The 24,850-nt window shown below is 42.1% G+C and carries 20 protein-coding genes, 2 pseudogenes and 1 other annotated feature; of the genes and pseudogenes, 16 read left to right on the top strand and 6 right to left on the bottom strand.

Going from position 1 to position 24,850, the window contains the following annotated elements; genetic code table 11:
• Positions 1–202: 202 nt before the first annotated feature.
• From M3N64_RS03470 to M3N64_RS03450, 5 genes and pseudogenes are all read left to right on the top strand, one after another.
• Positions 203–1,411: pseudogene (locus M3N64_RS03470) on the top strand (CDP-glycerol glycerophosphotransferase family protein); the annotation flags it as partial.
• Between the two features lie 142 nt (positions 1,412–1,553).
• Entirely contained in the window at positions 1,554–1,991 is a 438-nt protein-coding gene (locus tag M3N64_RS03465) for a universal stress protein (protein ID WP_249098568.1), read from the top strand.
• A 165-nt stretch (positions 1,992–2,156) separates the two neighbouring features.
• A complete protein-coding gene (locus tag M3N64_RS03460; protein WP_249097977.1) occupies positions 2,157–4,355 on the top strand; it encodes an ATP-dependent Clp protease ATP-binding subunit in 2,199 nt (732 codons plus the stop codon).
• Between the two features lie 275 nt (positions 4,356–4,630).
• Positions 4,631–4,849: a binding site (T-box leader), on the top strand.
• Between the two features lie 67 nt (positions 4,850–4,916).
• A complete protein-coding gene (gene tyrS, locus M3N64_RS03455) occupies positions 4,917–6,167 on the top strand; it encodes a tyrosine--tRNA ligase (protein ID WP_249097974.1) in 1,251 nt (416 codons plus the stop codon).
• A 146-nt stretch (positions 6,168–6,313) separates the two neighbouring features.
• Positions 6,314–6,547: a YtxH domain-containing protein gene (locus M3N64_RS03450; RefSeq protein WP_249097956.1), complete on the top strand. Its 234-nt coding sequence runs from the start codon at positions 6,314–6,316 to the stop codon at positions 6,545–6,547.
• Between the two features lie 88 nt (positions 6,548–6,635).
• Here the strand turns inward: M3N64_RS03450 and M3N64_RS03445 are convergent, their stop codons facing one another.
• From M3N64_RS03445 to M3N64_RS03435, 3 genes are all read right to left on the bottom strand, one after another.
• On the bottom strand, positions 6,636–7,301 hold the full coding sequence (locus M3N64_RS03445) for a metallophosphoesterase family protein (protein WP_249098565.1): 666 nt from the start codon (positions 7,299–7,301) through the stop codon (positions 6,636–6,638).
• A 330-nt stretch (positions 7,302–7,631) separates the two neighbouring features.
• Positions 7,632–9,596, bottom strand: coding sequence for a lipoteichoic acid synthase (ltaS, locus tag M3N64_RS03440; RefSeq protein WP_249098561.1), 1,965 nt, complete (start codon positions 9,594–9,596; stop codon positions 7,632–7,634).
• Positions 9,597–10,156: 560 nt separating this feature from the next.
• The gene (locus M3N64_RS03435) at positions 10,157–10,660 is read right to left on the bottom strand and encodes a hypothetical protein (protein ID WP_249097925.1); all 504 of its coding nucleotides are present in this window, start codon (positions 10,658–10,660) and stop codon (positions 10,157–10,159) included.
• 330 nt (positions 10,661–10,990) lie between these two features.
• On the opposite strand from M3N64_RS03435, the gene M3N64_RS03430 reads away from it, so the two are divergent.
• From M3N64_RS03430 to M3N64_RS03405, 6 genes and pseudogenes are all read left to right on the top strand, one after another.
• Positions 10,991–12,217: a coiled-coil domain-containing protein gene (locus M3N64_RS03430; protein ID WP_249097922.1), complete on the top strand. Its 1,227-nt coding sequence runs from the start codon at positions 10,991–10,993 to the stop codon at positions 12,215–12,217.
• A 578-nt stretch (positions 12,218–12,795) separates the two neighbouring features.
• Positions 12,796–12,864 (top strand): annotated as a pseudogene (locus tag M3N64_RS03425) (YjcZ family sporulation protein); the annotation flags it as partial.
• A 257-nt stretch (positions 12,865–13,121) separates the two neighbouring features.
• Positions 13,122–13,388: a hypothetical protein gene (locus M3N64_RS03420; RefSeq protein ID WP_249097920.1), complete on the top strand. Its 267-nt coding sequence runs from the start codon at positions 13,122–13,124 to the stop codon at positions 13,386–13,388.
• A 107-nt stretch (positions 13,389–13,495) separates the two neighbouring features.
• Complete coding sequence (gene yfkAB / locus M3N64_RS03415) at positions 13,496–14,626, top strand: radical SAM/CxCxxxxC motif protein YfkAB (protein ID WP_249097917.1); 1,131 nt, start codon at positions 13,496–13,498, stop codon at positions 14,624–14,626.
• Between the two features lie 452 nt (positions 14,627–15,078).
• Positions 15,079–15,699 carry a DUF47 domain-containing protein gene (locus tag M3N64_RS03410; RefSeq protein WP_249097914.1) on the top strand — a complete coding sequence of 207 codons (621 nt, stop codon included), beginning with the start codon at positions 15,079–15,081 and terminating at the stop codon, positions 15,697–15,699.
• A 203-nt stretch (positions 15,700–15,902) separates the two neighbouring features.
• On the top strand, positions 15,903–16,910 hold the full coding sequence (locus M3N64_RS03405) for an inorganic phosphate transporter (protein ID WP_249097911.1): 1,008 nt from the start codon (positions 15,903–15,905) through the stop codon (positions 16,908–16,910).
• 332 nt (positions 16,911–17,242) lie between these two features.
• Here M3N64_RS03405 and M3N64_RS03400 read toward each other — a convergent pair whose 3' ends face one another.
• Entirely contained in the window at positions 17,243–17,452 is a 210-nt protein-coding gene (locus tag M3N64_RS03400; protein WP_249097908.1) for an aspartyl-phosphate phosphatase Spo0E family protein, read from the bottom strand.
• A gap of 150 nt (positions 17,453–17,602) precedes the next feature.
• On the opposite strand from M3N64_RS03400, the gene ccpC reads away from it, so the two are divergent.
• From ccpC to M3N64_RS03375, 5 genes are all read left to right on the top strand, one after another.
• A complete protein-coding gene (gene ccpC / locus M3N64_RS03395; RefSeq protein ID WP_249097905.1) occupies positions 17,603–18,478 on the top strand; it encodes a transcriptional regulator CcpC in 876 nt (291 codons plus the stop codon).
• A gap of 84 nt (positions 18,479–18,562) precedes the next feature.
• Positions 18,563–19,264: a 2,3,4,5-tetrahydropyridine-2,6-dicarboxylate N-acetyltransferase gene (gene dapD / locus M3N64_RS03390; RefSeq protein ID WP_249098558.1), complete on the top strand. Its 702-nt coding sequence runs from the start codon at positions 18,563–18,565 to the stop codon at positions 19,262–19,264.
• Positions 19,265–19,302: 38 nt separating this feature from the next.
• On the top strand, positions 19,303–20,412 hold the full coding sequence (locus tag M3N64_RS03385; RefSeq protein WP_249097902.1) for an N-acetyldiaminopimelate deacetylase: 1,110 nt from the start codon (positions 19,303–19,305) through the stop codon (positions 20,410–20,412).
• Between the two features lie 346 nt (positions 20,413–20,758).
• A complete protein-coding gene (locus M3N64_RS03380; protein ID WP_249097900.1) occupies positions 20,759–21,307 on the top strand; it encodes a peroxiredoxin in 549 nt (182 codons plus the stop codon).
• A gap of 395 nt (positions 21,308–21,702) precedes the next feature.
• Positions 21,703–22,713, top strand: coding sequence for a cytochrome d ubiquinol oxidase subunit II (locus tag M3N64_RS03375; protein ID WP_249097881.1), 1,011 nt, complete (start codon positions 21,703–21,705; stop codon positions 22,711–22,713).
• Positions 22,714–22,840: 127 nt separating this feature from the next.
• Here the strand turns inward: M3N64_RS03375 and rnjA are convergent, their stop codons facing one another.
• Entirely contained in the window at positions 22,841–24,550 is a 1,710-nt protein-coding gene (gene rnjA, locus M3N64_RS03370; protein ID WP_249097866.1) for a ribonuclease J1, read from the bottom strand.
• Between the two features lie 4 nt (positions 24,551–24,554).
• On the bottom strand, positions 24,555–24,764 hold the full coding sequence (locus M3N64_RS03365; RefSeq protein WP_249097863.1) for a DNA-dependent RNA polymerase subunit epsilon: 210 nt from the start codon (positions 24,762–24,764) through the stop codon (positions 24,555–24,557).
• Between the last annotated feature and the right edge of the window lie 86 nt (positions 24,765–24,850).

Here is a 24,850-nt window from a genome sequence, read left to right as displayed (position 1 = left end):
ATATAGAAGGAGCAGGGGAAATGATCAGTAAGCATACTGAGGCGAAAATGCGGGAAAAAATCAAATCAGTGGGATGGCGAATGGAAAGTCCCGAGCGACTGGTGCGGATTCTAAGATGACAGAAAAAGGGTACAAAGTTCTACGCCATAAATATAAATGGTCTGTGAATCGCCTGTCTTCTCGAGACGTGGTTGAAGCTTTAAAAAAAGAAATTAAAAGGAAAATAAAGCATGGCATAAAAATTTTGGGAAAAAGCAGGTTATTCATCGGGATTTATCATCGCACATTTAAAGTGATGGCTCATCTTCCAGTGAAAAGAAATCTTGTCATGTTTGAGAGCTTCTTCGGGCGTCAGTACAGCTGCAATCCGCGTGCAATCTACGAGTATATGCGCGACCACTGCCCGGAGTACCAGCTTGTCTGGAGTGCGAATGCCAAGTGCACGGAGTTGTTTGAGCGGCACAGAGTGCCTTATGTCAAACGCTTTTCACTGAAATGGCTGATGCTGATGACACGTGCAAATTACTGGGTTACCAATGTACGTCTCCCATTATGGATGTCAAAGCCAAAGCATACGGTATATCTGCAGACCTGGCATGGGACACCCTTAAAGCGACTAGCGCTTGATATGGAAGAAGTGCATATGCCCGGAACAAATGCTGAAAAGTACAAACATAATTTTCTCGCAGAAACGGCACGTTGGGATTATTTGATCTCACCAAATGCCTATTCTTCAGAAATCTTTGCCCGCGCATTCGGTTTTGAAAATACAATGATCGAGTCCGGTTATCCTCGAAATGATTTTCTGTATCAGCAAAACAATCAGGAAACCATTGACTTGATTAAGGAACGTATCGGTTTGCCAAAAGACAAAAAAGTGATTTTGTACGCACCGACGTGGCGGGACAATCAATTTTACGAAAAAGGCCGCTATCGGTTTGATCTGGCGCTTGACTTAGCACAAATGAGGCAGAAGCTTGGCTGTGAATTTGTGATTATTTTGCGTATGCATTATCTGATTGCCGATCAATTGGATCTGTCTGAGTTTGAAGGCTTTGCCTACGATGTCTCTCATTATGAAGATATCAGTGAACTGTACCTGATTGCTGATCTTCTCATTACGGATTATTCATCAGTATTTTTCGACTATGCGAACTTGAGGCGGCCGATGATTTTCTTTACCTACGATATTGAAGATTACCGTGATCATCTGCGTGGTTTTTACTTTGATTTTGAAAAGAAAGCGCCCGGTCCAATTGTGCTGACAACAGAGCAGGTTATTGAGGCCGCTGAGCAGATTGCGGCTTCCAATTTTCGCGTATCTGACCGTTTTGATGCCTTCTTCCAGAAATTCTGTTCGCTTGAAAGCGGGCGTTCCTCTGAGAAAGCAGTTAAAACCGTTTTTAAATAATTGCCGTATTCCTTTTACCCGAGCGAGGGAAAAGGGGGATTATAGTACGATAAATTCAGAAAATATGCGCTTACATTGAGCCAAAAAGTGGTATAGTATAAGTGTAATGAAGTTCATGAGTTTGGGAAGGTTGGTGGTGAATATGTATCGAATTCTCGTTCCTGTTGATGGTTCGGAACCGGCTTTCCGTGCGGTTCAGGAGGCAGTATCCATTGCTTCAGGAAAAAAAGATGCTGAGATCACATTAATTTACGTGAGTCCTTCTCCTGTCTATTTCCCTTTTTATTCCATGGTTGGTCCGTCACTGGATGCAGATGTCAAGCAAATTGAAGAAAAAGAAGGAAATCAAATGCTGGAGGACATCATCCGGAAGGTATCTCCAAATGCATCAGTGACGTTCCGAAAAAAGCATCTCTATGGGATCGCTGCTCAAGAAATCTGCGATTATGCCAATGACACGAAAAAAGATCTAATTGTGATGGGAAACCGCGGCATGGGCGCATTTGGACAAGTCATTCTAGGCAGTGTCAGCAATAAAGTGCTCCATCTCGCAAAATGTCCGGTCATGATTGTAAAATAATGTACAGTGTATCTGCTTTTGTTTGCAAAGTCGCGGCTTTGCAAATTTTTTTTGCTTAATACTTGAAAGTCAAAAAAGGTCAGACTATAATAAGAGCATAAGGTCAAATAAGGTCAAATAAACATGGATCTAATGATCAAATCAATATGAAGGAGGTTTGATCTTATGCTGTGTGATGAATGTAAGTTAAATCAAGCAGTCATAGAAATGAACGTTATGATTAATGGTCAGCAAAGACATCTTCACTTGTGTGAGGAGTGCTATTCAAAAATGAAAAATAATTTCGGAATGCCTTCTTTTTTTCAAAACAGCGGATCTCCATTTGATGATTTGTTTCGAAGTCTCATTCAGCCATCAATGGCCGCCAGCGAGAATAAGGCGCAGGAAAACGGCATGCATTTTGACGGAATGAATGGCAAAACAACCGGTGGAGGACGGAATCACCGTAATGGTCTTCTGGAACAAATCGGCCGGAATCTAACCGAAGCTGCGCGACAGGGGAAAATTGACCCTGTTATTGGCCGGGACAAAGAAGTTCAGCTTGTTATCGAAACACTGAACCGTAGAAATAAAAACAATCCAGTATTGATCGGTGAACCAGGCGTCGGTAAAACGGCGATTGCCGAAGGGCTTGCACTGAAAATTGTTGAAGGCAAAGTACCGGCGAAACTTGCCAATAAAGAAATTTATCTTATTGACGTCTCTTCTCTGGTTGCCGGAACAGGAATCAGAGGTCAGTTTGAACAGCGTATGAAACAATTGATGGCGGAACTGGAAAAACGAAGGAACTGCATCGTCTTTATCGATGAGGTACATCTGCTTGTCGGTGCTGGTTCGGCAGAAGGTGGGTCAATGGACGCAGGCAACATATTGAAACCAGCACTTGCGCGCGGAGAACTGCAAATTATTGGTGCAACGACATTGAACGAATATCGCAAAATTGAGAAGGATGCTGCACTGGAACGCCGCTTTCAGCCGGTAATCGTTAATGAACCGACACAGGAGGAAACCATCAAGATCTTAAAGGGCATTCAGTCAAAATATGAGAACTATCATCACGTTCAATATACGGATGAGGCCATTAAAGCTTGTGTTTCTTTGTCCGCCCGCTATATTCAGGATCGTTTTCTGCCGGATAAGGCTATTGATCTGATGGATGAAGCCGGCTCGAAAGTCAATTTGAACCTTACGCCTGTTGATACGGAAAGTGTTAAAAAGAAAATTGAAGAAATTGCTGCTGCAAAAGCGGAAGCAACAAAAAATGAGCAGTTCGAAACGGCTGCACGGTTGCGCGACCAGGAACACGCTTATAAGAAACAATTGGAACAACTGGAAAAGATTAAAGCAAACGGTTCTGAACTGCCGGTATCCGGAAAAGAAGCGGTGGTCAATGCTGAACTCATTCAGCAGATTGTCGAAACACGCACGGGCATACCTGTTCGTAAGCTGCAGTCAGATGAACAGAATAAAATGCGTAATTTGGCTGATCGCTTGAATGCAAAGGTTATCGGTCAAAGCGAAGCTGTTGAAAAAGTCTCACGGGCGATCCGCCGCAACCGTACAGGATTCAGAAAAAACACACGACCGATCGGCTCATTCCTTTTTGTCGGTCCTACAGGCGTCGGTAAAACGGAGCTGGCGAAAACACTGGCTGAAGAGATGTTCGGTGACCGTAGTGCCATGATTCGTCTTGATATGAGCGAATATATGGAAAAACATTCAGTGTCACGGCTGATCGGTGCGCCTCCAGGCTATGTTGGACACGATGAGGCCGGTCAATTAACCGAAAAAGTGCGCCGCAAACCATACAGCATCATTTTGCTGGATGAAATTGAAAAGGCACATCCTGATGTTATGCACATTTTCCTTCAAATTCTGGACGATGGCCGTTTGACGGACAGTCAGGGCAGAACGGTAAGTTTCAAAGATACCGTGATTATCATGACGAGCAATGCGGGGATCAAGAATCGCTCTGCATCAGTAGGTTTTGGAACGACCAGCAGCAAAGAGGATTTGATCAAGCAACTTGAAGATTACTTCCAGCCGGAATTTTTAAATCGTCTGGATGGAATTATCAAATTTAATTCTCTGAAGAAGGATGATCTGATTTCGATTGTTGATCTGATGCTTGGTGACATTCGCCTGGCTGCTTCGGAACAGAACATTGAGCTTACAGTAACGGAAAATGCCAAAAAGAAACTGGCAGAACTTGGCTATAATCCGGAATTTGGTGCTCGGCCGCTGCGCCGGGTTCTTGAAGAAAAAGTCGAGGATCAAATTTCCGACCTTTTACTGGATCACAACGGAGCGAAAAAGATGGTTGTTGACGAAGTAAACGGTGAAATTAGAGTGACAGCTGAATAAACAAGCCGCACCGAATAAGAGATGGCCACAAGTCAAATAGACTTCTGGCCATCTTTTTACAGGGTCTGATCATATAAGAAGATCCCGCAGATAGCTTGCCTGAGGAGGCTCGCGGTGCACCCGCGGCAAGCGGGTGGCGGCAGCGGCGATGCAGACAAAAAGCATCAATCAATGAATCATGATCGATGAGTAAGGATAGGCCGGTCTTCCTTAACAACTTAAAACAATTTGACATCAGTAAAAAAAAATGGCAAAATAACGGTACAATAAGACAGTAACAAGTGATGATGGGATTAAGTAGCGGTCGGTACGCTTTTAAGAGAGCAGGCGGGGGGTGCGAGCCTGCAGGCACCGTTGCAGCGAATTACCTCCTTGAGCATCTTCCGTGAACATTTCCAAGTAGCGGAGGACGGCAGCAGCCGTTAACCGTTAATTAAGTGACTGACACTTGTTCAGTTAAACAAGGATGGTACCGTGCGATAAGCGCTCCTTTTCAGGAGTGCTTTTTATTTTTCCGGCTCGGACATCGGCGTTCAATATTTTATGAAGGGATCTTATTTTATGGATATCATTGATGATTTAAAGTATCGCGGTTTAATTAATCAGGTTTCCGATGAGGAAGGGCTTCGGGAGGCACTGAAAAAACCAATAACATTCTATTGCGGATTTGATCCGACTGCAAACAGCCTGCATGCGGGCAATTTGCTGATGATCGTCATCATGATGCGCCTTCAGAAGGCAGGCCATCATCCAATAGCACTAGTTGGTGGGGGAACCGGCATGATCGGCGATCCAAGCGGACGATCAACGGAACGTCAGTTGAACACAAAGGAAGTTGTCGAAGGCTACGCTGAATCGCTGAAAAATCAGTTGGATCGTTTCCTGCACTTTGATCAGGGGAATGCGACTTTTGTGAATAATGCAGAGTGGCTGAATTCACTTTCCGCAATTGAATTCCTGCGTGATGTCGGCAAATATTTTACGTTAAACTACATGTTATCTAAAGATTCTGTTCAGACAAGGCTTGAAGCTGGTATTTCATTTACAGAATTCTCGTATATGCTGTTGCAGGCTTACGATTATCTGAATCTCTATGAACTGAAAAACTGCAGGATGCAGATGGGTGGCAGTGATCAATGGGGGAATATTACCGCAGGATTGGAACTGATTCGCAAGCGTGGGCATGAGGAACAGGCGTTTGCTTTGACCTTTCCATTAATTACAAAAAGTGATGGAACAAAATTCGGTAAATCAATGGGTGGAGCAATCTGGCTTGATTCAGAAAAGACAACACCGTATGAGTGGTATCAATTTTGGTATAACGCATCCGATGATGATGTGATTAATTTCTTGAAATATTTTACATTTTTGTCTAAAAGTGAAATTGAAGCTTTGGCAAATGAAGTCGAGAGCCATCCAGAAGCGCGCAAAGCACAAAAAACGCTGGCTCGTGAGATGACCGTTCTTGTCCACGGAGAGGCGGCACTCAAGCAAGCTGAGCATATTTCACAGGCACTGTTCAGCGGGGATATCTCCCAGCTGAATGGTGAGGAGATCAGGCAGGGATTCAAGGATGTACCGACGTATCAGGCATCTTCTAAAGATTCTGTCAAATTGATTGATTTGATTGTTGAAGCAGGCATTGTGCCGTCAAAGCGACAGGCGCGGGAAGACATTACAAACGGCGCTATTTATGTGAACGGATCAAGGCGTAACGATCTGGACGAAGTGCTCACACAGAATGATCGAATCGATAATGAGTATATGGTTATCCGGAGGGGCAAGAAAAAATATACATTAATTCAATTCTGATGGCTCTGTATTTGAATAACTGTGGCCTTGATACACACAAAATAAGGCTGAAGAACAATCAACCGGGTACAACATGGTATACTTAGTATAGGCACTGGCTCATGTTCACCACTCTTTCATTAATCAGTATTAAGGAGGGTTCACAGATGTACTCAAAAAATGAGAAAAGTTCATGCGACGAGGTCGGCTTTAAAGAAATGATTATCGGAGGTATTATTGGAGGCGCAATCGGGGCCTCACTTGCCTTGCTCCTTGCACCAAAAACAGGTGCGGAAACACGCAGAGATTTCTCAGTAAAAGAGCTCGTAAATAATGGTGTAGACAAGGTTAAGGATACAGCGGCATATTTTTTCAATAAAGACAGTGAACCGTTCAGCTGAAAAGCATTGAATAAAGTAATAGTAAAAGCCTTTCATGAATCCCGCCGGATTTATGAAAGGCTTTTCAATGACAAAACAAACTACAGCTTTATACTGTGTACACTGTTTTTGAAGGCAGCTCCAGACAGTTTAACTGTCCGCCAAAAACGCATCCACCATCGATACCGATAATGTTATTGGTACCAAAGTAGACGTCGCTGGATTCATGGAGATTCATCGTTGGCGTATGACCGAAAATGACGGTTTTGTCACCATGATAACCTTCAAAAAAAGGGGTCCGGATCCACAAAAATGTTTCTTCATCCGTTTCGTCAAATGGTTTTTCCGGATCAACACCGGCATGGACAAAAAAATAGTTTTCAGTTTCTGCATAAATGTTTAAGTGTTGGACCCATTGCAAGTCTTGCTGCAAATCTTCCGGAAGCTCAAGTGCATGGTTCTGAATGTCATTGTACACTTTTTTCATGGATAACCCATAGCTCGACAGGGTTTGCGCTCCTCCATTTGCAGCCCAGTGCAGTACAGCCTGTGTATCCTCCCCGGCAAGTGCTTTTTCCATCATGTCCTCATGATTGCCCTTAAGTGGAATTGCCCCCTGCTTCTCAAGCGCGCGTGCTTTTTTAATGACTGCCCGAGGATCTTGTCCTCGATCGACATAATCACCCAGAAGAAAAAGTAAATCTTCCTCCATTGTAAAATTTACTTTATCAAGCAATGCATTAAATGCATCAATTTGTCCGTGCATGTCACTCATAACGAGCAAACGTTTGACTGTCTGCAAACCAAAAACCTCTCTTTCTAACTACTATCATAGACAAGTTGTTTTCTATTATGCAACCATTTGATAGAAATAAAGGATAACCCGATTTTCGTGCGCACTGCATGATACCATACGGAAAAAAGGTTTTCAGAAATATATGCCATGTAACGCTTGACTGTTGATTCATTTTTCATAGATGTGAAAATCAGTTTTCACGAAGGAGTCAATGCTGAAAAATATAAAAAGAGCTGTCTCAAAAGTCATACTGTGACATTGAGACAGCCTCTATTAATTATTGAACGTTTATTACATGCCAAGTACTGTTCATTTTCCCTCTTTTTCGGTTGAGGTTGATGCGCCATAATTTGAATCCGGCTGGATCTTCTGATCTGTGTTGTAATTAATTTTTGAGATATCCGGAGGAACAAATCCTTTTGGTTTGTAAAAGCGAAGAAGGTCACCGAAAATAACTTTATCGGAATAGTCAAGCAGTTTCTTCGCTTGCGTCTCATATGGCTTGCCAAGAGATGAATCAACTTTTTTTCCAGTCCCATTATCGTAAACGACACCGCCGACAATCGAATACTTATTCGTAATGACATCGCCGTTACGGAATGGAATAATCTGACGATGCTCTTTTGAGAACAGATCCGTACCGAACTGAATGTAGTCTTTCGTATCAATACCCAGCAGGCTCATTAATGTTGGGCGTACATCTACCTCTCCGCCGTATGTTGAAACAGTTCCACCGGATATTTTCGGGATGTGAATAAACAACGGTACACGTTGAAGCTGGGCATTATCAAACGGCGTAATCTGATCCTTACCCAGTACCTTTGCCATTGCGTCATTATGATTTTCGGAGAGGCCGTAATGATCACCGTACATAATGATTATGGATTTATCAAGCAATCCTTCTTTCTTCAGATCTGTAAATAATTGTTCGATGGCCTGATCCATGTAGTTCGCAGATTGAAAATAATTATTAACAACGCTGTCGCCAAAATCACCGGGTTTAAAAGTCGTATCTTCTTTGTCCATGCCAAATGGAAAATGATTGGAAAGCAAAATTAATTTGCTGTAGAAAGGCTGCTTCAATGACGTCAGATAAGGCATGGTTTCTTTGATAAACGGTTTATCCTTCATTCCATAATTCTTAGTGTTCTTCTGGCTCATATCGTAATACTTGGAATCGAAGAAACGCTCATAGCCCAGAGCTTTATACATCTGATCACGGTTCCAGAACGATTTAACGTTTCCGTGAAAAGCGGCTGTCTCATAACCGCGCTGATTCATCATTGCGGGTGCAGCCTGATAGGTATTGAATCCTTTCATTTGAAAAACCGGACCTTGAGAAAGCGGGAAAAGTGAATTTTCCATCATAAATTCAGCATCGGATGTTTTTCCGGATCCGGTTTGATGAAAGAAATTTTTAAAATAGGTGGTGTCGTCCGCACCAGCAGCAAGCTTATTAAGGAAAGGGGTGACCTCGGTCCCATCAGGCATTTTATAATTGATGATAAAGCTTTGCAGTGATTCAAGAGACACATAAATGACATTCATGCCTTTTCCTTTTGCATAATAACTTGGATTCGGCTCAGCGTAATTTGATTTTGTGAAATTCTGGATTTCATTAATATCACTGCTGTCCGCCATTGCCCGCTGTGCATTGGAGCGCGCACTCTGGATCGCATCGTATATGGCGAAATTATAAGCACCCAAATATTTGACAATGTAATTTCGGTCAAAGGTCCGGCTTAAAAGCTCCGGGCGATCCGTTTCCGCTAAACTGAGATTGACGATGAAAACCATAATGGCGGAAACAAACACGGTAAAAATGGAACGAATATTCCACCGCTCGGCTGACGGACGTACAATTTTAAAAAGCACAAGCAGCAGAATAATGAGAGTATCAGTGAAAAATAAAAAGTCGTATGCGTACATTAATGAAACAACGCTTCCACCTAAATCGCCGGCATTACCTGTTGATTGTGTCATTGTAGATAAAGTAATGAAGTCACTGAAAAACCGATAGTATACAACATTTGCATACAGCCAGAACGATAAAATAAAATTAATGATGATAAGCAGCCATTGCTGAAGCCGACCTTTAAAAATAATCGCAATCCCCAAAAACAAGAGCGATGAACTGATCGGATTAATGAAGAGCAGGAACTGCTGCATTTTGTCATTGACGCCAAGGCTGAACTGAGTGATGTAAACCAGATATGTTTTCAGCCAAAATAATAAAACAGTAAGAAAGAACAATGTATATTTTGTTGCCATCATCTGTTTTCCCGTGGTAACTAAACGTTTCACAGTATTCAACCTCCTGAAGTCTGCAAGAATCGGTCAAATGAGGATAATCTGAGAATGTTTCATTTTTCTCATCATAATTCTAAGCTATATCATATCGATAAATGAACGGTTTGTTAAAAATGTGTAAAAAAAAAGACACTTAAGCCTTAATAATTCTAAGTCTTTTTAAGCAAAAGTCAAGAAAAGTATGCATTGTTTACTACGATTTAGAATGAAAGGGATCGTTGGGCCTGTCCATCAGAAAATTTATTTTCTACAGAGCAAATAAAGTGTATGATTTTGCTCCATATCCAATAAACCAAACAATCCATGGCCGATCATTAAAGCAAGGGTGTGCTCCCCAAGGAGCAGCCGCAATGATGATATAACACGATAGACATAAATCAACAAATTATGACCAGAGATTGCAAGCCTGTCATGTTCGTTTTTTGACCATATTATAGGAAGAAAATATTTTTTCACGTATGCGTTGGATGTGCCAAGTACAAAAAACGGATTCATGGAACAGAGAAGAATCAAAGTACCTCTATTTATCGAACACGCAGACGTCTCAACTTTCGTTCGTTTTTCCCCATGTTTTTCAGCAAAAAAGGATAGCGTACCATCAGCATGCTGTATCTTCCAAACAAAAATCCTGAAATGAATAGAAGATAGACAATGAAACTCGAAGATCCATTGAGTGAGGGGGTCATAGACAGATAATGGATTGATAGGGTGCGCAGGACCATTCGCGTGGGAACAGATAAGGACCAAATGAAGACTGACATGATTGATCCAGCCAGAAACCAGGCACCGTCACGGTTGAGAAGTGAGGTGAAACGTCCCTGAATCAGGCCAAGAGCAAATGAGAAAATGAATATCACCGATAACATCATCCAATCAATCATAGGGAGAGGAAGCATTGTTGAGAGTGCACAACCTGCGCAAAGCAAAAGTGCAATTGGCTGCCTGTAGAGGCGTCCGGTCAGAGGTTTTTCCCTGAGTTGATTAATCAGTACAGCAATCATCAAAATGGATCCAAGTACAAGAAACAAAATGATCCACCTCCATCTGTTCTTATCTACTCAGCCAATGTATGATGCCAACGAATTGTCCTATTCCTTCATAAAAGAAATGAATTTATAAATTATCTAAAAAATTTCATTAAATTACAAAAAGATTACAAAGAAAGACGTGTTTATTCACGCGATATCGCCATATTGTTACAAATATATTTCATTGCGACATACAAGCTTAATATCTGTTGCAAAGTTTGCGGTGCTATAATGAAAAAGTCGATAATGTGAGAATTAGAGAATAGATAAAAAATGTACGGTAAAAAAAGAGTTTAAATGTTTTGGGGAGGAACCAGGCTGACCATGAAAATGAGTAAGAAAAAAGCGACCGTTACACTGGCACTGACGTTCGGACTGACATACACATCGATTGCGCCATCTGTTACATACGCTTCACCTTCTTTAAGTGAAATCAATTCAAAAACTGCGGAACAAAAATCATTGAGTGGTAAGCTGGCAGTACAGAAGAAAGCACTTCAAAGTGAACTTGATGCAATGAATAAAAAACAATTGAAATTGACTACTGAAATCAGTAATGGACAGGCAGAAATTAATAAAACGAATGATAGAATCAATGCACTGAAGGCCGAAATTGAAACCATCAATAAGCGTATTGAAGAACGTAAGTCGTTGCTTAAAGATCGGCTTGTCTCCATTTATAAGAATGGCGGATCGGTAAATTATTTAGATGTCCTGCTCGGTTCTAAAAACTTTGGTGATTTCATTGATCGTACTTTTGCATTGACAACAATTACAAATCAAGACCAAAAAATTATTACGGATCAGAAAAATGATCAAAAAGCAGTAAAAGAAAAAAAGGCAAGTGTTCAAAAGAAACAGGCCGCAAATGTTGCACGGCTTGAGAAACTGAAGAAAACCCTGGCTGAAGTCAATGCATTGCAGGATCAGAAAAAAATTGCGGTCAGTGCGCTGGACCGTAAACAGGCCAGTGTATCCGATCAGCTGACTTCGCTGGCAAATGCGGCAGAAGATTTGAAACGTGCTTCCGTAAAAAATGTTTCATTCAGCGTGTCATCATCGGGAGCTAACAGTAATTCGGAAAGCACTTCAAGTTCCGGAAGTTCAAATTCCAAGGGTTCAGCAACCGGTTCAGGTTCTCGGTCTCAGGCTGTCAGCCTGTCTGCTTCTGTATCTTCAGGCGGTATTTCAGGTATTTTGAATTACGGGAACAGATTTATCGGTCATTCTACTTATGTATTTGGTGCATCCAATCCTGCTACAGGTCAGTTCGATTGCTCAGGCTTTGTGCATGCTGCATTTGCTGCAAACGGTATTGGTGTCGGTCGCAGTACGGGCGCACTTGTGAGTCAGGGGCGTGCGGTTAGTTTTAGTGAAGCACGGCCTGGCGATCTCGTGTTCTTTAATACATATAAAACAAATGGCCATGTTGGTATCTACCTTGGCGGTGGACGTTTTATTGGTTCACAAAGCAGTACGGGTGTCGCCGTTGTAAGTATGAGCAACCCATACTGGAAATCAAAATTTGCCGGTGTTGTTCGCAGAATTCTTGATTGATGCAAAACAGAATATAATAATGATGAAGGTATGGGCGCTTAAATGCCCATACCTTTTTTGCAGGTAAAGAAAGTATAGGATTTTGCCCCAGATGAAAACCAATAGACCAGTGTCTTACCGAGAATCAAAGCGGAGGAGCGCTGGCGTCTGCGGAGCGTTCCTGTTGATCATCGAGCCTGGGAAGATCCCGCAGAAATTGGCCTGCCCGCGAAGGCTTCCGGATCGCCCGCGGCAAGCGAGCAACTGAAGCGCCGATTCAACACTGTAAAGACACGAACCCATGACATGTGGCTGGAGATTGTGGATCGGGCTATGCCCGGTTTTTCTAATACTATAAGAAAGTTTAAAATTCAGCAGATTATAATATAAGTGCGGCGGCAGCTTTGGCAAAGCCAAGTTTTCTAATTTTGCAAAATTTTATTGCCCTCAATTTTACTAAGCATCGATTTTTTCTATTGGTCAGCTATGATTAAGGAATGTGCAAAAACGATTTGCCAGAAGAAAAGAATTTGTTGAAATTTGTGTACTTGCCAACTCACAGACCAGCTCGGTTGCATATGCTATAGAAAAATAGAGGAGGATGCAATGTGTTTATTCTGATCGTTGTCATGTTTATTCTCCTTGTCATTGTGGGCCTTTTCTATTGACAGACGGTTTCGGAAAAGGCAGATATGAACCGGCTTTTCATTTTCTAAGTGAATTCCGGTTTTTTTGCGGGCAAGATCAATGCTTGGCATCCTCTCTGAAAATTCAAATTTACATCGTTCTGATCATTGTCAAACAATTTTTTGTGAAATACTTCATCTAAACTAGTGCTTAGTCGACAAAAAAACCCCGTTCAGAATTTGCATGAAGTGTGTGACAATAGAAGTATCAAATTTTCTGAAAGGGAGTGCCTGCTGCTATGCCAAACATCATTTCTTTCAAATTTAACCCAACGACTCTGAAGCTGAATAAATTTATTGATTTTTATGGATTCTGCTCGCAATGGAATCAAAACATTTATGTCTATGGAAAAAATGAAGCGCAAAAAGTTCATCGGCTGTCCGAACTGCTGTCATTTATTCTGTTCTCCCATGATGAAGAATGTTTGATTGTCATTGAAGGCAGCGGAATCAATGAAACAAGAGATTATATCAGTAAAAATTTAAAAAATGTGCAGACAGCATAGATAACATGAACTTATCTGCATGGGAAATGTGACAGAATCGTGAAAAATCCCTTCATTATGATATAGTATGTGTATTGCCTATTTAATTTTGAAGGGATGAGAGTTGCATGATATTGATAGAACATTTAAGCAAGACACCGATCAGCCCTGAAAATGATCCTTGGGAAGCCTATTTTGATATGGAGCATTATGGACATTTAGCGCTGACAAATGTGGAGTTTACGACGACAACTCTTTGCAATATGAGATGTGAACATTGTGCGGTCGGTTATACTTTGCAGAAGCATGACCCGAATGCTTTGCCTCTTGATTTAATTTTCAAACGTTTGGATGAGGCGAAGCATCTGCATGCTTTAAGTATTACCGGTGGTGAGCCGATGCTTTCTATAAAGTCGGTGAAAGAGTATGTCGTGCCCATTTTAAAATATGCGCATGAGCGAGGGCTGAGAACGCAGATTAATTCTAATTTAACGCTTGATCTTGCCCGTTATGAATTGATTATTCCGTATCTTGATGTTCTTCATATTTCATTTAACTATGGAAGTTTTGAAGATTATTCAAATATAGGATTTGCTGTAATGGATAAAAAACCGAAAATCGAAACTCAACGTTTGTTTTTTCAACGAATGATTGAAAATGCCCGGGAATTAACCGCACGCGGTGTTATTGTGTCGGCGGAGACAATGATCAATAAACGTACGTTGCCGCATCTTGAACGTATTCATAAACAAGTGGTTGAAATGGGCTGCCAGCGTCATGAGATTCATCCGATGTATCCGAGTGATTTTGCAAGCAGCCTTCAAGTAGCTTCACTCGATGAGATACGCAATGGCATTCATCGGCTGCTTGACTGCCGCAATCAGGAGGTATGGATGTTATTTGGTACGCTGCCTTTTTATCCGTGTAATAAGAATGAAAAGGATCTGGCCCTCCTTGAGCGTCTGTATCATGAAAAAAATGTTACCGTCCGAAATGACCCGGATGGACGTTCAAGGCTGAATGTTAATATTTTTGATGGAAACATCATTGTAACAGATTTTGGTGATGCACCAGCACTTGGCAATATAAAGTCGACGACCTTGGAAGAAGCTTATCAGCATTGGCTGACCACACCACTGGCTAAATCGCTGAACTGCCATTGCCCCGCAGTGAAATGCCTGGGTCCGAATGTACTCGTTAAAAATACTTATTATAAAAACGTTGACTTTACGAAGCGGCGAGCGCTCATTGCACGATGAGTTCGGGAATGTTGTTCCCTGCTTACAGATTTGCCCATTAAACAAATGATCAGCAGGCCATGTAGATCGAGAGAATGCCTCAACGTCAAAAGTGAGATATTCTCTCGATTTGTCATGAATCATGAAGTGATCTGAACAGCCATTTGGCAGCTCGATCCTTTGAATACATAGAAAGCAGTGGAATGTGAGTCATCGATTACTGTCCATGATTAAGCGAAGGATGTCGAAAAATATATTAAGCTTTTTTTAATGTGATGAAAACAGATTGTAAATTTGTGATCTTCTGTTAGAATGAAATCTGGGTTCTTTATTTGATCCTGTTAAGGAATCATGTTGTTCTTCAGCTGTGGTTCGGTTCTCAGGCTTGCTGGAAAATGAACCAGAGTATGGGTAATGCTATCCATGGGCACATGATTGTTCATTAATATCAATAAAATGAAGAGGTGGACTTTGTGCACTTTTTGTCGAAAAATGACAAGTTTTTGAATATGCTTTCGATTATTTCTTTGAACTTGCAGGATTCTGCTAAATTTTTTGATGAAAGCAAAATTAAAAACGAAGCTGATCTGCATGAGTTTTCACAAAAAATGAAGAACTTTGAACGAAAGGGAGATTCTTACGTTCACGAACTTATTATTGCCTTGAATAAGACTTTTGTGACACCGCTCCAACGCGAAGATATTTTGGAATTAGCAATGAAAATGGACAGTGTTCTGGACGGTTTCGAAGAATGGTCCATGCGTCTTGAGATCTATGGCATTTCTCATGCTGATGAATTCATGGTTGAATTTGTCGGTCTGCTTTATGAATCCTGCAAGGAAATCAATCAGGCAATTACGCTGATGAGCAAAAAAAATCTGTCTGGTATTCGCAACAGTGTCATTAAAATTAATGATTATGAGACTCAATGCGATGATTTGCTTGTCAAGTGTATTACGAATTTGTTCAAAAATGAGAAAGATGCGATCAAGATTATACAATACAAAGAACTATATGAAATGCTTGAGAGCGTTGCCGATAGCTGTGAAGATGTGGCGGATACACTGGAAACCATTATGATGCGTAACGCGTAATTTGTACTTATGCTATGAAAAGATCGATTATTGGCATTCATTTATTTTATAGGCAATATTTTATCACGGACCCCCTTGTTCGTGATAAAAGTGATTGACGTCCATGTCTTTCGGATTAAATAAGCAGTAAAAGATAACGGGTCTCATTGATTGGAAGCTCTGCAATACGTATTCATTTTTACGAAGAAAGGGTTTTAAAAAATATGGAAAGCTTGTTTGCGCTGACACTGATGATTGTCTTTTTGGCGTTTAGTTTTGATTTTATCAACGGGTTCCACGATACGGCCAACACCATTGCCACGTCTGTTTCGACTCGTGCGTTACGTCCACGAATGGCAATCATTCTGGCAGGGACAATGAATTTCTTGGGCGCAATTACGTTTACAGGTGTTGCTCAGACAATTAGCAAAGGAGTCATCGACCCTTTCTCCATTCATGATGAGACCATTGGGCTAATTATTGTGATGGCTGCGTTGATCAGTGCTATTATCTGGAATCTTGCAACGTGGTATCTTGGCGTGCCCAGTAGCTCTTCACATGCGATTATCGGCTCTCTTGCCGGTGCCGGAATTTCGGCACTTGGATTTGGAGCATTGAATTATAAAGGCTTTATTGAAATTTTTGAAGCGTTAATTATTTCACCGATTGCTGCAGTAACTGTTGGGTTTATCGTAATGAAACTCTTTATGATCATCTTCCAGAACTTTTCACTCGTAAAAACCAATCGTTATTTTCGTATTTTCCAGATTTTTACTGCCGCATTGCAGTCCTTTGCCCACGGGACCAATGATGCCCAGAAAACAATGGGGATTATAACCATGGCATTAGTCGCATCGAATTATTTAACCAAGGTTGAAATTCCAATGTGGGTGCGTATAGCAGCGGGTTTTGCAATGGCGATGGGTACTTCACTTGGTGGATGGAGAATTATTCATACGGTAGGCAGCAAAATTATGAAAATACAACCGATTAATGGTGCAGCAGCTGATTTATCTTCGGCTTCAATCATTTTTGGATTTACTTTCATCCATTTTCCGGTCAGTACGACACATGTGATCACATCCTCAATTTTAGGTGTCGGTTCTGCAGAGCGTGTACGTGGTGTAAACTGGGGAATGGCACTAAATATTGTGATTACCTGGGTGATTACATTACCACTCACTGCTTTAATCGCTTTTATTATTTTCCGGATTTTGAACGTTATTCTCTGATATTAATCATCTGCTGCCTTTCATTTTGCGTATGATGCAGTGGTCGCCGTGAAGTCCATCCGGCTCTCACGCGCAGACAGCCGGGAGGACCGCGTGTGAAATTGAAAAAAGTTGAAGGACAAATACGGATTCACGTACAATGGTCTTCAGGCAGGATGTTTATTGTAACTTGACTCTGTAAATCATTGAAGAGGGCGATTAATAAACGGTGTGTAGTGAGAAACTTTAATTTAAAACGCTTACATTAAGTGGCAAATAAAAAAAGTGCATCCGGCTTTTGCCGGCACAATCATTCATTTATATACAGAATAATGAAGCCTTATCTGACCTGCTTACATTTGCGCGCGCAATGGCTGCGGAAAATGCTGCTCTTGTATTTCAATAATAAGCATATCCAGTTCCTGACTGCAGCGTAATGTCTGTTCGGCATACAGTCCATATTTCTTGGCAGTTTCTAAAAGATTCTGCCTTTTTTTCTCAACAGCTTCTGAATAAATGCTGCTCATTTCCTGGGCCATAGGTACCTCTGGAAACTCAGCCATGAACACAAAGCCCTCCTCGACTCGGATAGTCTATCAATATTATTCTTATTATAGCATCTCTCTTTTTTTTGTCTACCGATTGCAAAATTCGCTGACACCTATGTTTATGCGTGTTTTTGTCGAATAAGTAAGCTTTGGAGGGATAGAGCGATGAAACTGTCAGATCTTGAACTGATTATGGTGCTATCAGACGAAGGAAATATGAGGAAAGCAGCAGAAAAGCTGTTTGTTTCGCAGCCGGCACTCAGTCAGAGATTACAATCTATTGAGAACGAATGGAATACACAATTGTTTGTACGCTCTAAACGTGGTGTTTCTCTAACTGCTGAAGGAGAAATTCTCTTGCGTTTTGCACGTGAAACATTAGAAAAACTTGCTGAGACACGTGCTGAGATTCAGGCTCATGCATCGGAAATTCATGGGACATTAAAGATTGCTGTATCATCGGTAAATGGTCAATACTGGATGCCTGACGTACTGAAAGCATTTGTACAGCAGCATCCGCTGGTTAAAATTTCTCTGACGACGGGCTGGTCCAGTGAGCTTTTGGCACAATTATATCGGGCTGAATGCCACTGTGCCATTGTTCGTGGGATGCCAAAATGGGGAGGGGGGAAGATTCATCTGTTTTCAGATCCTCTGAACTTCGTTGATTCCAAAATTGAATCTTTGAAGGAACTGGGAGATGATGGCAGACCGTATATCCAGTTTCGCAGCGATTCTTCCTATGATCAGATTATTCAGGGCTGGTGGCACGCACAGAACTTAAGAGTACCGATGCGGACAATCATGGTTGACCAGATTGAAACCTGTAAACAGATGGTGACACACGGCATTGGTTATGCAGTACTCCCATCAATCAGTCTCACAGAAAAAGATCATGTGCATTGCATTCCGCTGCACGATCGCCAGGGGAACGCTATCGTCAGGGAAAACTGGCTGCTTTATGACCAGGAGATCATTAAATTAAATCAGGTTCAGGCCTTTGTTGAATTGATAAAACATAGACTTTTCAAAGAGAATTAGCTAAGATAATTAAAAGAGTGAACGCACTTTTCACAAATGGATCAGTCCAAATCTAAAATATGTGGAGGAATCATAGTGGAGCAAATGGATGCTTATGAGATTATTTCTTTTTTGCAAAACAGCGTAAAAAAAACGCCCGTTAAAGTATACATAAAAGGCGATCTGACGTCTTTATCTTTCGGAGAAAATGTCCACACATTTATAAACGGAGAAGTAGGCACACTTTTCGGCGACTGGCAGGAGATTGAACCGGTACTGAGCGCCAACAGGGATAAAATTGTTGATTATATTGTCGAAAACGATGCACGTAATACGGCAGTACCACTGCTTGACCTTAAAGGAATTGAAGCGCGTATTGAGCCGGGTGCGCTGATCCGGGAGAAAGTTGAGATTGGAAAAAAGGCCGTGATCATGATGGGAGCCGTGCTTAACATAGGCGCTGTCGTTGGTGAAGGGACAATGATCGATATGAATGCCGTGCTCGGCGGACGTGCAACGGTGGGCAAAAACTGTCATATTGGTGCCGGCGCGGTGCTTGCAGGCGTTGTAGAGCCGCCTTCTGCAAAACCGGTCATTGTTGAAGACAATGTATTGGTAGGTGCAAATGCTGTTGTTCTTGAAGGCGTCCGTATCGGCAAAGGTGCAGTTGTCGCCGCAGGTGCGGTTGTAACGAAAGATGTTCCGGAAGATACGGTAGTTGCCGGAACCCCGGCAAAAATATTGAAGCGAATTGATGATCAGACACGTTCAAAAACTGAATTGATGCAGGAACTTCGCGAGTTATAAAAGAGCAGATTGTCTGCCTGCATCAGGAGGAAAGAATTATGGATTATATAGCGATCAGGCGCGCGTTGCACCAGATACCGGAACTGGGTTTTGAAGAGGTGGAGACACAGGCGTTTCTGCTGAAACAGATTAGCGAACTGCCTCAGGAGCGCATACAGGTTAAAAAGTGGCGAACAGGTTTGCTGGTTCGCGTCACAGGGACAAACCCTTCAAAGCTGATCGGTTTTCGTACGGATATCGATGCATTGCCGGTAAAAGAAAATACGGGCTATAGCTTTCAGTCCAGGCATGAAGGAAACATGCACGCCTGCGGACATGATTTTCACATGACCATAGCGCTTGGAGCCCTGGAAAACATTGTGCTTTATCCTATAAAAGAAGACGCGCTGTTTATCTTTCAGCCTGCCGAGGAAGGACCAGGAGGCGCCCTGCCGATGATGGACAGCGAAGAATTTCAAGCATGGAAACCCGACTTGATCTTTGCTTTGCATGTGTCACCGGATTTTCCTGCGGGCACGGTTGCAACAAAAGAAGGAAGCCTGTTCGCGAATACTTCAGAACTGTTTATCGACTTTCATGGAAAAGGCGGACACGCAGCAAATCCACATCTGACACATGACACCATTGTAGCTGCCAGTCATTTTGTTGTAGGCCTTCAGACAATTGTTGCCCGTCGGGTGAATCCGCTGCGCGCTGCGGTTCTGACCATTGGGAAAATGTCCGGCGGATTTAAACAAAACATCATTGCTGAATCTGCGCGTGTCGAGGGAACGATTCGAACGCTGAGCCAGGATACGATGACTTTAATAAAGGATGATATTAAACGGCATGTTCGGGCTATTGAAATGGCTTATCAATGTCAGGGCGACATTGACTTTGGTGCTAATTATTATCAGGTTTTCAATCGGAAAATTTACATTGATCCATTTATTGATTTTTGCAGGAAGAAAGCCTTCCCATTTGTTCTTTGTGAAGATGCAATGGCCGGTGAAGACTTTGGCTATTTCTTGAAAGAACTGCCGGGCTTCATGTTCTGGCTGGGCGTCGGAAAAACATCGAGCCTTCATTCTTCGGATTTTAAGCCGGATGAATCTGCACTGGAGCAGGGAGTCCGAGTGGTCAGCACATATTTTCGCGAGGGCATTTGAATATAGATTTAAGGAATGAAAAGATTTATTAAATCACAGCCACCTTCCCAATGGATGGCTGTGATTTTTCGCATAGGCATATTCATAGGTAATCAGTCAGAGATTTGCTATGATTATAAATGTATTATGTTCACTGATGAAGACATGGCATTTTATTTGATAATTGCAGTTTTAAATGATAATATTAATTTTCAATAATTATTATATCTTCCTTGGTAATAACGTGTATCATTTATTTTAAATTAATTATTAACTAATATTGACTAAAAATAAAGTGAATATTATAATAGGTTATAACCTCATGGCAAATGAGGAAAGCAAAAATTTCAGGAGGTATGGTTAAAATATGGTAGAACGTCTTGTGAGTGCGAAGGCCCCCTTGTTTGATCTTGACTGCGTCAATGCAGATGGCTCATTTGGAAAGGCAAATCTGGAAGAGAATATTAAAGCTGGAAAGTGGACGATCTTTTTCTTCTACCCGATGGACTTTACGTTTGTATGCCCAACTGAAATTACGGCTTTCAGTGATCGCTATGATGAATTCAAAGCACTTGGCGCAGACATTATTGGCTGTTCCTGTGATACGATTTATACGCACCAGGCATGGATGAAAACTTCGAGAAAAGAAGGCGGCATCGGCAAAATCAATTTCAGTCTGGCTGCGGATCATACACATGAAGTGGCAGAGAAATATGGTGTGCTGATTCCTGAAGAAGGAGTTGCGCTTCGAGGATTGTTCATTATCAGTCCGGAAGGTGATCTCCGGTATTCGGTTGTTAATGACAACAATATTGGTCGTGATGTCGATGAAACCTTACGTGTACTTCAGGCACTTCAGTCTGGCGGACTCTGTCCTGCTAACTGGCACCCTGGCGATGAAACGCTTCACGTGTGATGAAATAGATTGAAAAAATGAACGGGAATGAGCAGACTCCGGTCTGTTCTTGCAGAGGCAGGATGAGCGAACATGCATCCTGTCTCTTATTTCAGGATAAGGAAGTAAAGGTTTGGAACATTCAAAAAGGGTCAAGGATACAGAAGTGCGTTGCGCGTTTTACGAAGCTTCAGTAGGTGGTTGTGCAGACCGAAATGTTCGTGAAGATGCAAGATACTTTGCAGCAAGCGGGCAGCTGAAATGCCGTATAGCAGGATTAATGAAGTTAAAACCATGCTGTAATCATTCAACCGTTTATTCGTGGTAAATCGTGTATCCTGCTGATCTGCAGTCTTATAAAATGAGTTTCTTTGTTATAATAAATAGGAGTCCGCCAGTCAGAGAGGAAAAACATCATGGAAGCATTCATTTTAACTGCACTTTGGACGATTATTTATGGCTATATGATTGCCGCTTCGATTGATTTCGGCATTAGCTTTTATATTTTTTACGGATACCATCTTAAAAAGATGGCCTGGTTGTACGAACCGCTCAAGAGCTGGCAGTCTCCTGTTTCTGAATTGATGAATATTGGCTTTATTTTACTTTTCACGGCACTGGTTGGCTGGTTTCCTGAGCTGGTGCTCAACTTTCAGACTCCGCTTGTTATATGCGGCGTTCTAGCTCTTTTTTTAACCGTTTTTAAGGGCACTTTTTTTGCATTATCTGAATTGATGCCAAAGCAGAAAAACGGCCTGTTTTTGGCTGGAAATGGCATTGCGGGGATTTTCGTTCCACTGGCTTTGAGCATTGTGCTTGTCATCAGCGAGGGTGGATTCTCATCGATCGGGACCGGGAAACCGGGTTCATTTGTGCTTGCGCTGATCGGTAATGTCTATTTCTGGTCTGTGATGGTTCTGGTTATTGTCAGTATTTTCTACATAAGCACCATGCATCTTGTCCATTTTTCTTCACGGATCGGTAGCAAGGCAATGACTGAACATTTTCGCAATCTGGCCCTCTTTTTAAGTATGCCGATGGTAGTGTCCAGTGGTCTGGTTTTTCTTGGACTTGAACGGCAGAATCCGGACCATTTTATGCGTACATTGGATTTGTGGTGGCTGTTCATGCTATCTTTATTTTGTTTACTGCTTTCAGTTACGTTTGTTTTTATCAGGCGATATCGTGGTGTTTTGACTCTTGTTGCCTTGCAGTATTTTTTCGCATTTTTCGGTTATACCGCCTCTCATATGCCTTATCTGATTTATCCGGATATTGTGATTAGCGGGGAACTTGACGATTGGGCTCATTCTGAATGGTTTTTCCTTGCTGCTTTGCTGCTTGCTCCCAGTTTATTTTTATGGTTTTTGAGCAGACGGGAACGGACTGTTTTGCGTGTACTTGCTGATCAGGAAAAGAATGAATGAACGCAAGAAAAATTTGATGGAGGAATATGGCAATCCAGGCCTTGTCATGATTTAACACAAGGAAAGAGGCTGCTCCGCGATCAAGAATAATCGGGGAACAGCCTCTTTCTTTCTATTGACTGCAGCGTTAATTGCTGCTTTCGACCTGCTTGTATGCCGCTTTCTCATCAACTTCCATGATGATCGGCAGAATCATTGGTTTGCGGCGTGTCCTTTCATAGAGAAATGGCGACAAAAGATCAGTAACCGTGCTTTTGATTTCCGACCATTGCAGCGCATCCCGCTGAATAATTTCCTGAAGACGTGCAGAGAGCAGATTCTGTGCCTCATTGATCAAGTCTCCTGATTCGCGCATGTAGACAAATCCGCGGGAGATAATGTCTGGACCCGCTAAAATTTTGTGGGCGGCAATATCTGCGCTGACAACCACAATGACCAAACCTTCTTCTGAAAGAATTTTGCGGTCACGCAGGACAATGTTTCCAATATCGCCGATTCCGCTGCCATCGATATAGACGGAACCGGACGGGATTTTACCGGTGACGGCTGCAGAGTTCTGGTCTAATGCAAGAACATCGCCAATGTTCATAATAAATGAATTTTCATAAGGAATACCGCAAGTATGTGCCGTCTCCACATGCTTTTTCAGCATTCGGTATTCACCGTGAATCGGCATAAAGAATTTAGGCTTCAGAAGGCGGAGCATCAATTTTTCTTCCTCCTGACCGCCATGGCCGGAAGTATGGATGTTGCTCAGCTTTCCATGAATGACGTCAGCACCAGCACGATAGAGCTGATTGATCGTGCGATTGATACTTACTCTGTTTCCAGGGATCGGTGAGGAAGAGAAAATGACCGTGTCGCCAGGCTGGACTTGAATTTGACGATGGGTACCGTTCGCGATTCGAGACAGGGCGGCCATCGGCTCACCCTGACTCCCGGTACACAGAATGGTCACTTCCTGATCCGGCAAGTGATTAATTTGCTGATGGTCGATGAACGTGTCGCCTGGTGCCTGGATATAACCCAGATCTTCGCCAATTGTGAACGCAGCTTCCATGCTTCTCCCGAAAACAGCAATTTTTCTTCCTGTGTCGACTGAGGCGTCGACAACCTGCTGGAGACGGTGAATATTGGATGCAAAGGTTGCAAAAATGATGCGTCCGTTCACTTTGCGGAAGATATCTTTGATATTTTCGCCGACTTCCCGTTCGGTCATGGTAAAACCGGGCACCTCAGCATTTGTACTGTCGGACATGAGACAAAGTACGCCTTCCTTGCCGATTTCCGCCATTTTCGTCAGATTGGCAATCTGACCGCCTACCGGTGTGAAATCAAACTTGAAATCTCCGGTTTCGACAATGTTGCCCTGGGGCGTTTTCACAACGACACCATATGAATCCGGAATACTGTGCGTTGTTCTGAAAAAACTGACGGATGTTTTTTGGAATTTAATGACATCATCTTCTGTAATTTCGTGGATGACCGTCTGACGCAGAAGATTATGTTCGTCCAGTTTGTTTCGAATTAACCCTGCGGCCAGTTTGCCGGCATAAATAGGAATATTAACTGCACGCAGCAAGTAAGGAACGCCGCCGATGTGATCTTCATGTCCGTGCGTAATAAATAATCCCTTAATCTTGTCGGCATTCTTGACTAAATAGCTGTAATCAGGAATGACATAATCAATGCCGAGAAGTTCATCTTCCGGAAACTTAATTCCCGCGTCAATCACGATGATCTCATCCTGAAATTGAACAGCGTACGTGTTTTTACCGATTTCTCCAAGCCCGCCAAGGGAGAAAACAGCTGTCTGATGGTTTTTCACAAATTTCATATGTTTACAGCTTCTCCAATTTAAATTCAGCAGACTTTTGCTCATATTCGAGAAATTTACCAGTCAGCGGCTGAATAAATTCCACATTATAGGGTTTGTCTGCAAGTTTTCTGCGAACGTCGCGAACGTCGCCTGCTTCGAGATAGAGGATCTCTGTTTGCTCACGTACCGGGACCTCGTCACTCGATGGTTGATATAGTACTTTATAAATCATTGATTCATACTCCTCCCAAAAAAATGTTCTACAGATCATTATATATGAAATGGCGTGCTTTTTCACTTTTAAGCTTTGGGTACTGA

Source organism: Sporolactobacillus mangiferae, from assembly GCF_023336505.1.
GTDB lineage: Bacteria > Bacillota > Bacilli > Bacillales > Sporolactobacillaceae > Sporolactobacillus > Sporolactobacillus mangiferae.
This window is presented reverse-complemented; position numbering and strand designations above follow the sequence as displayed.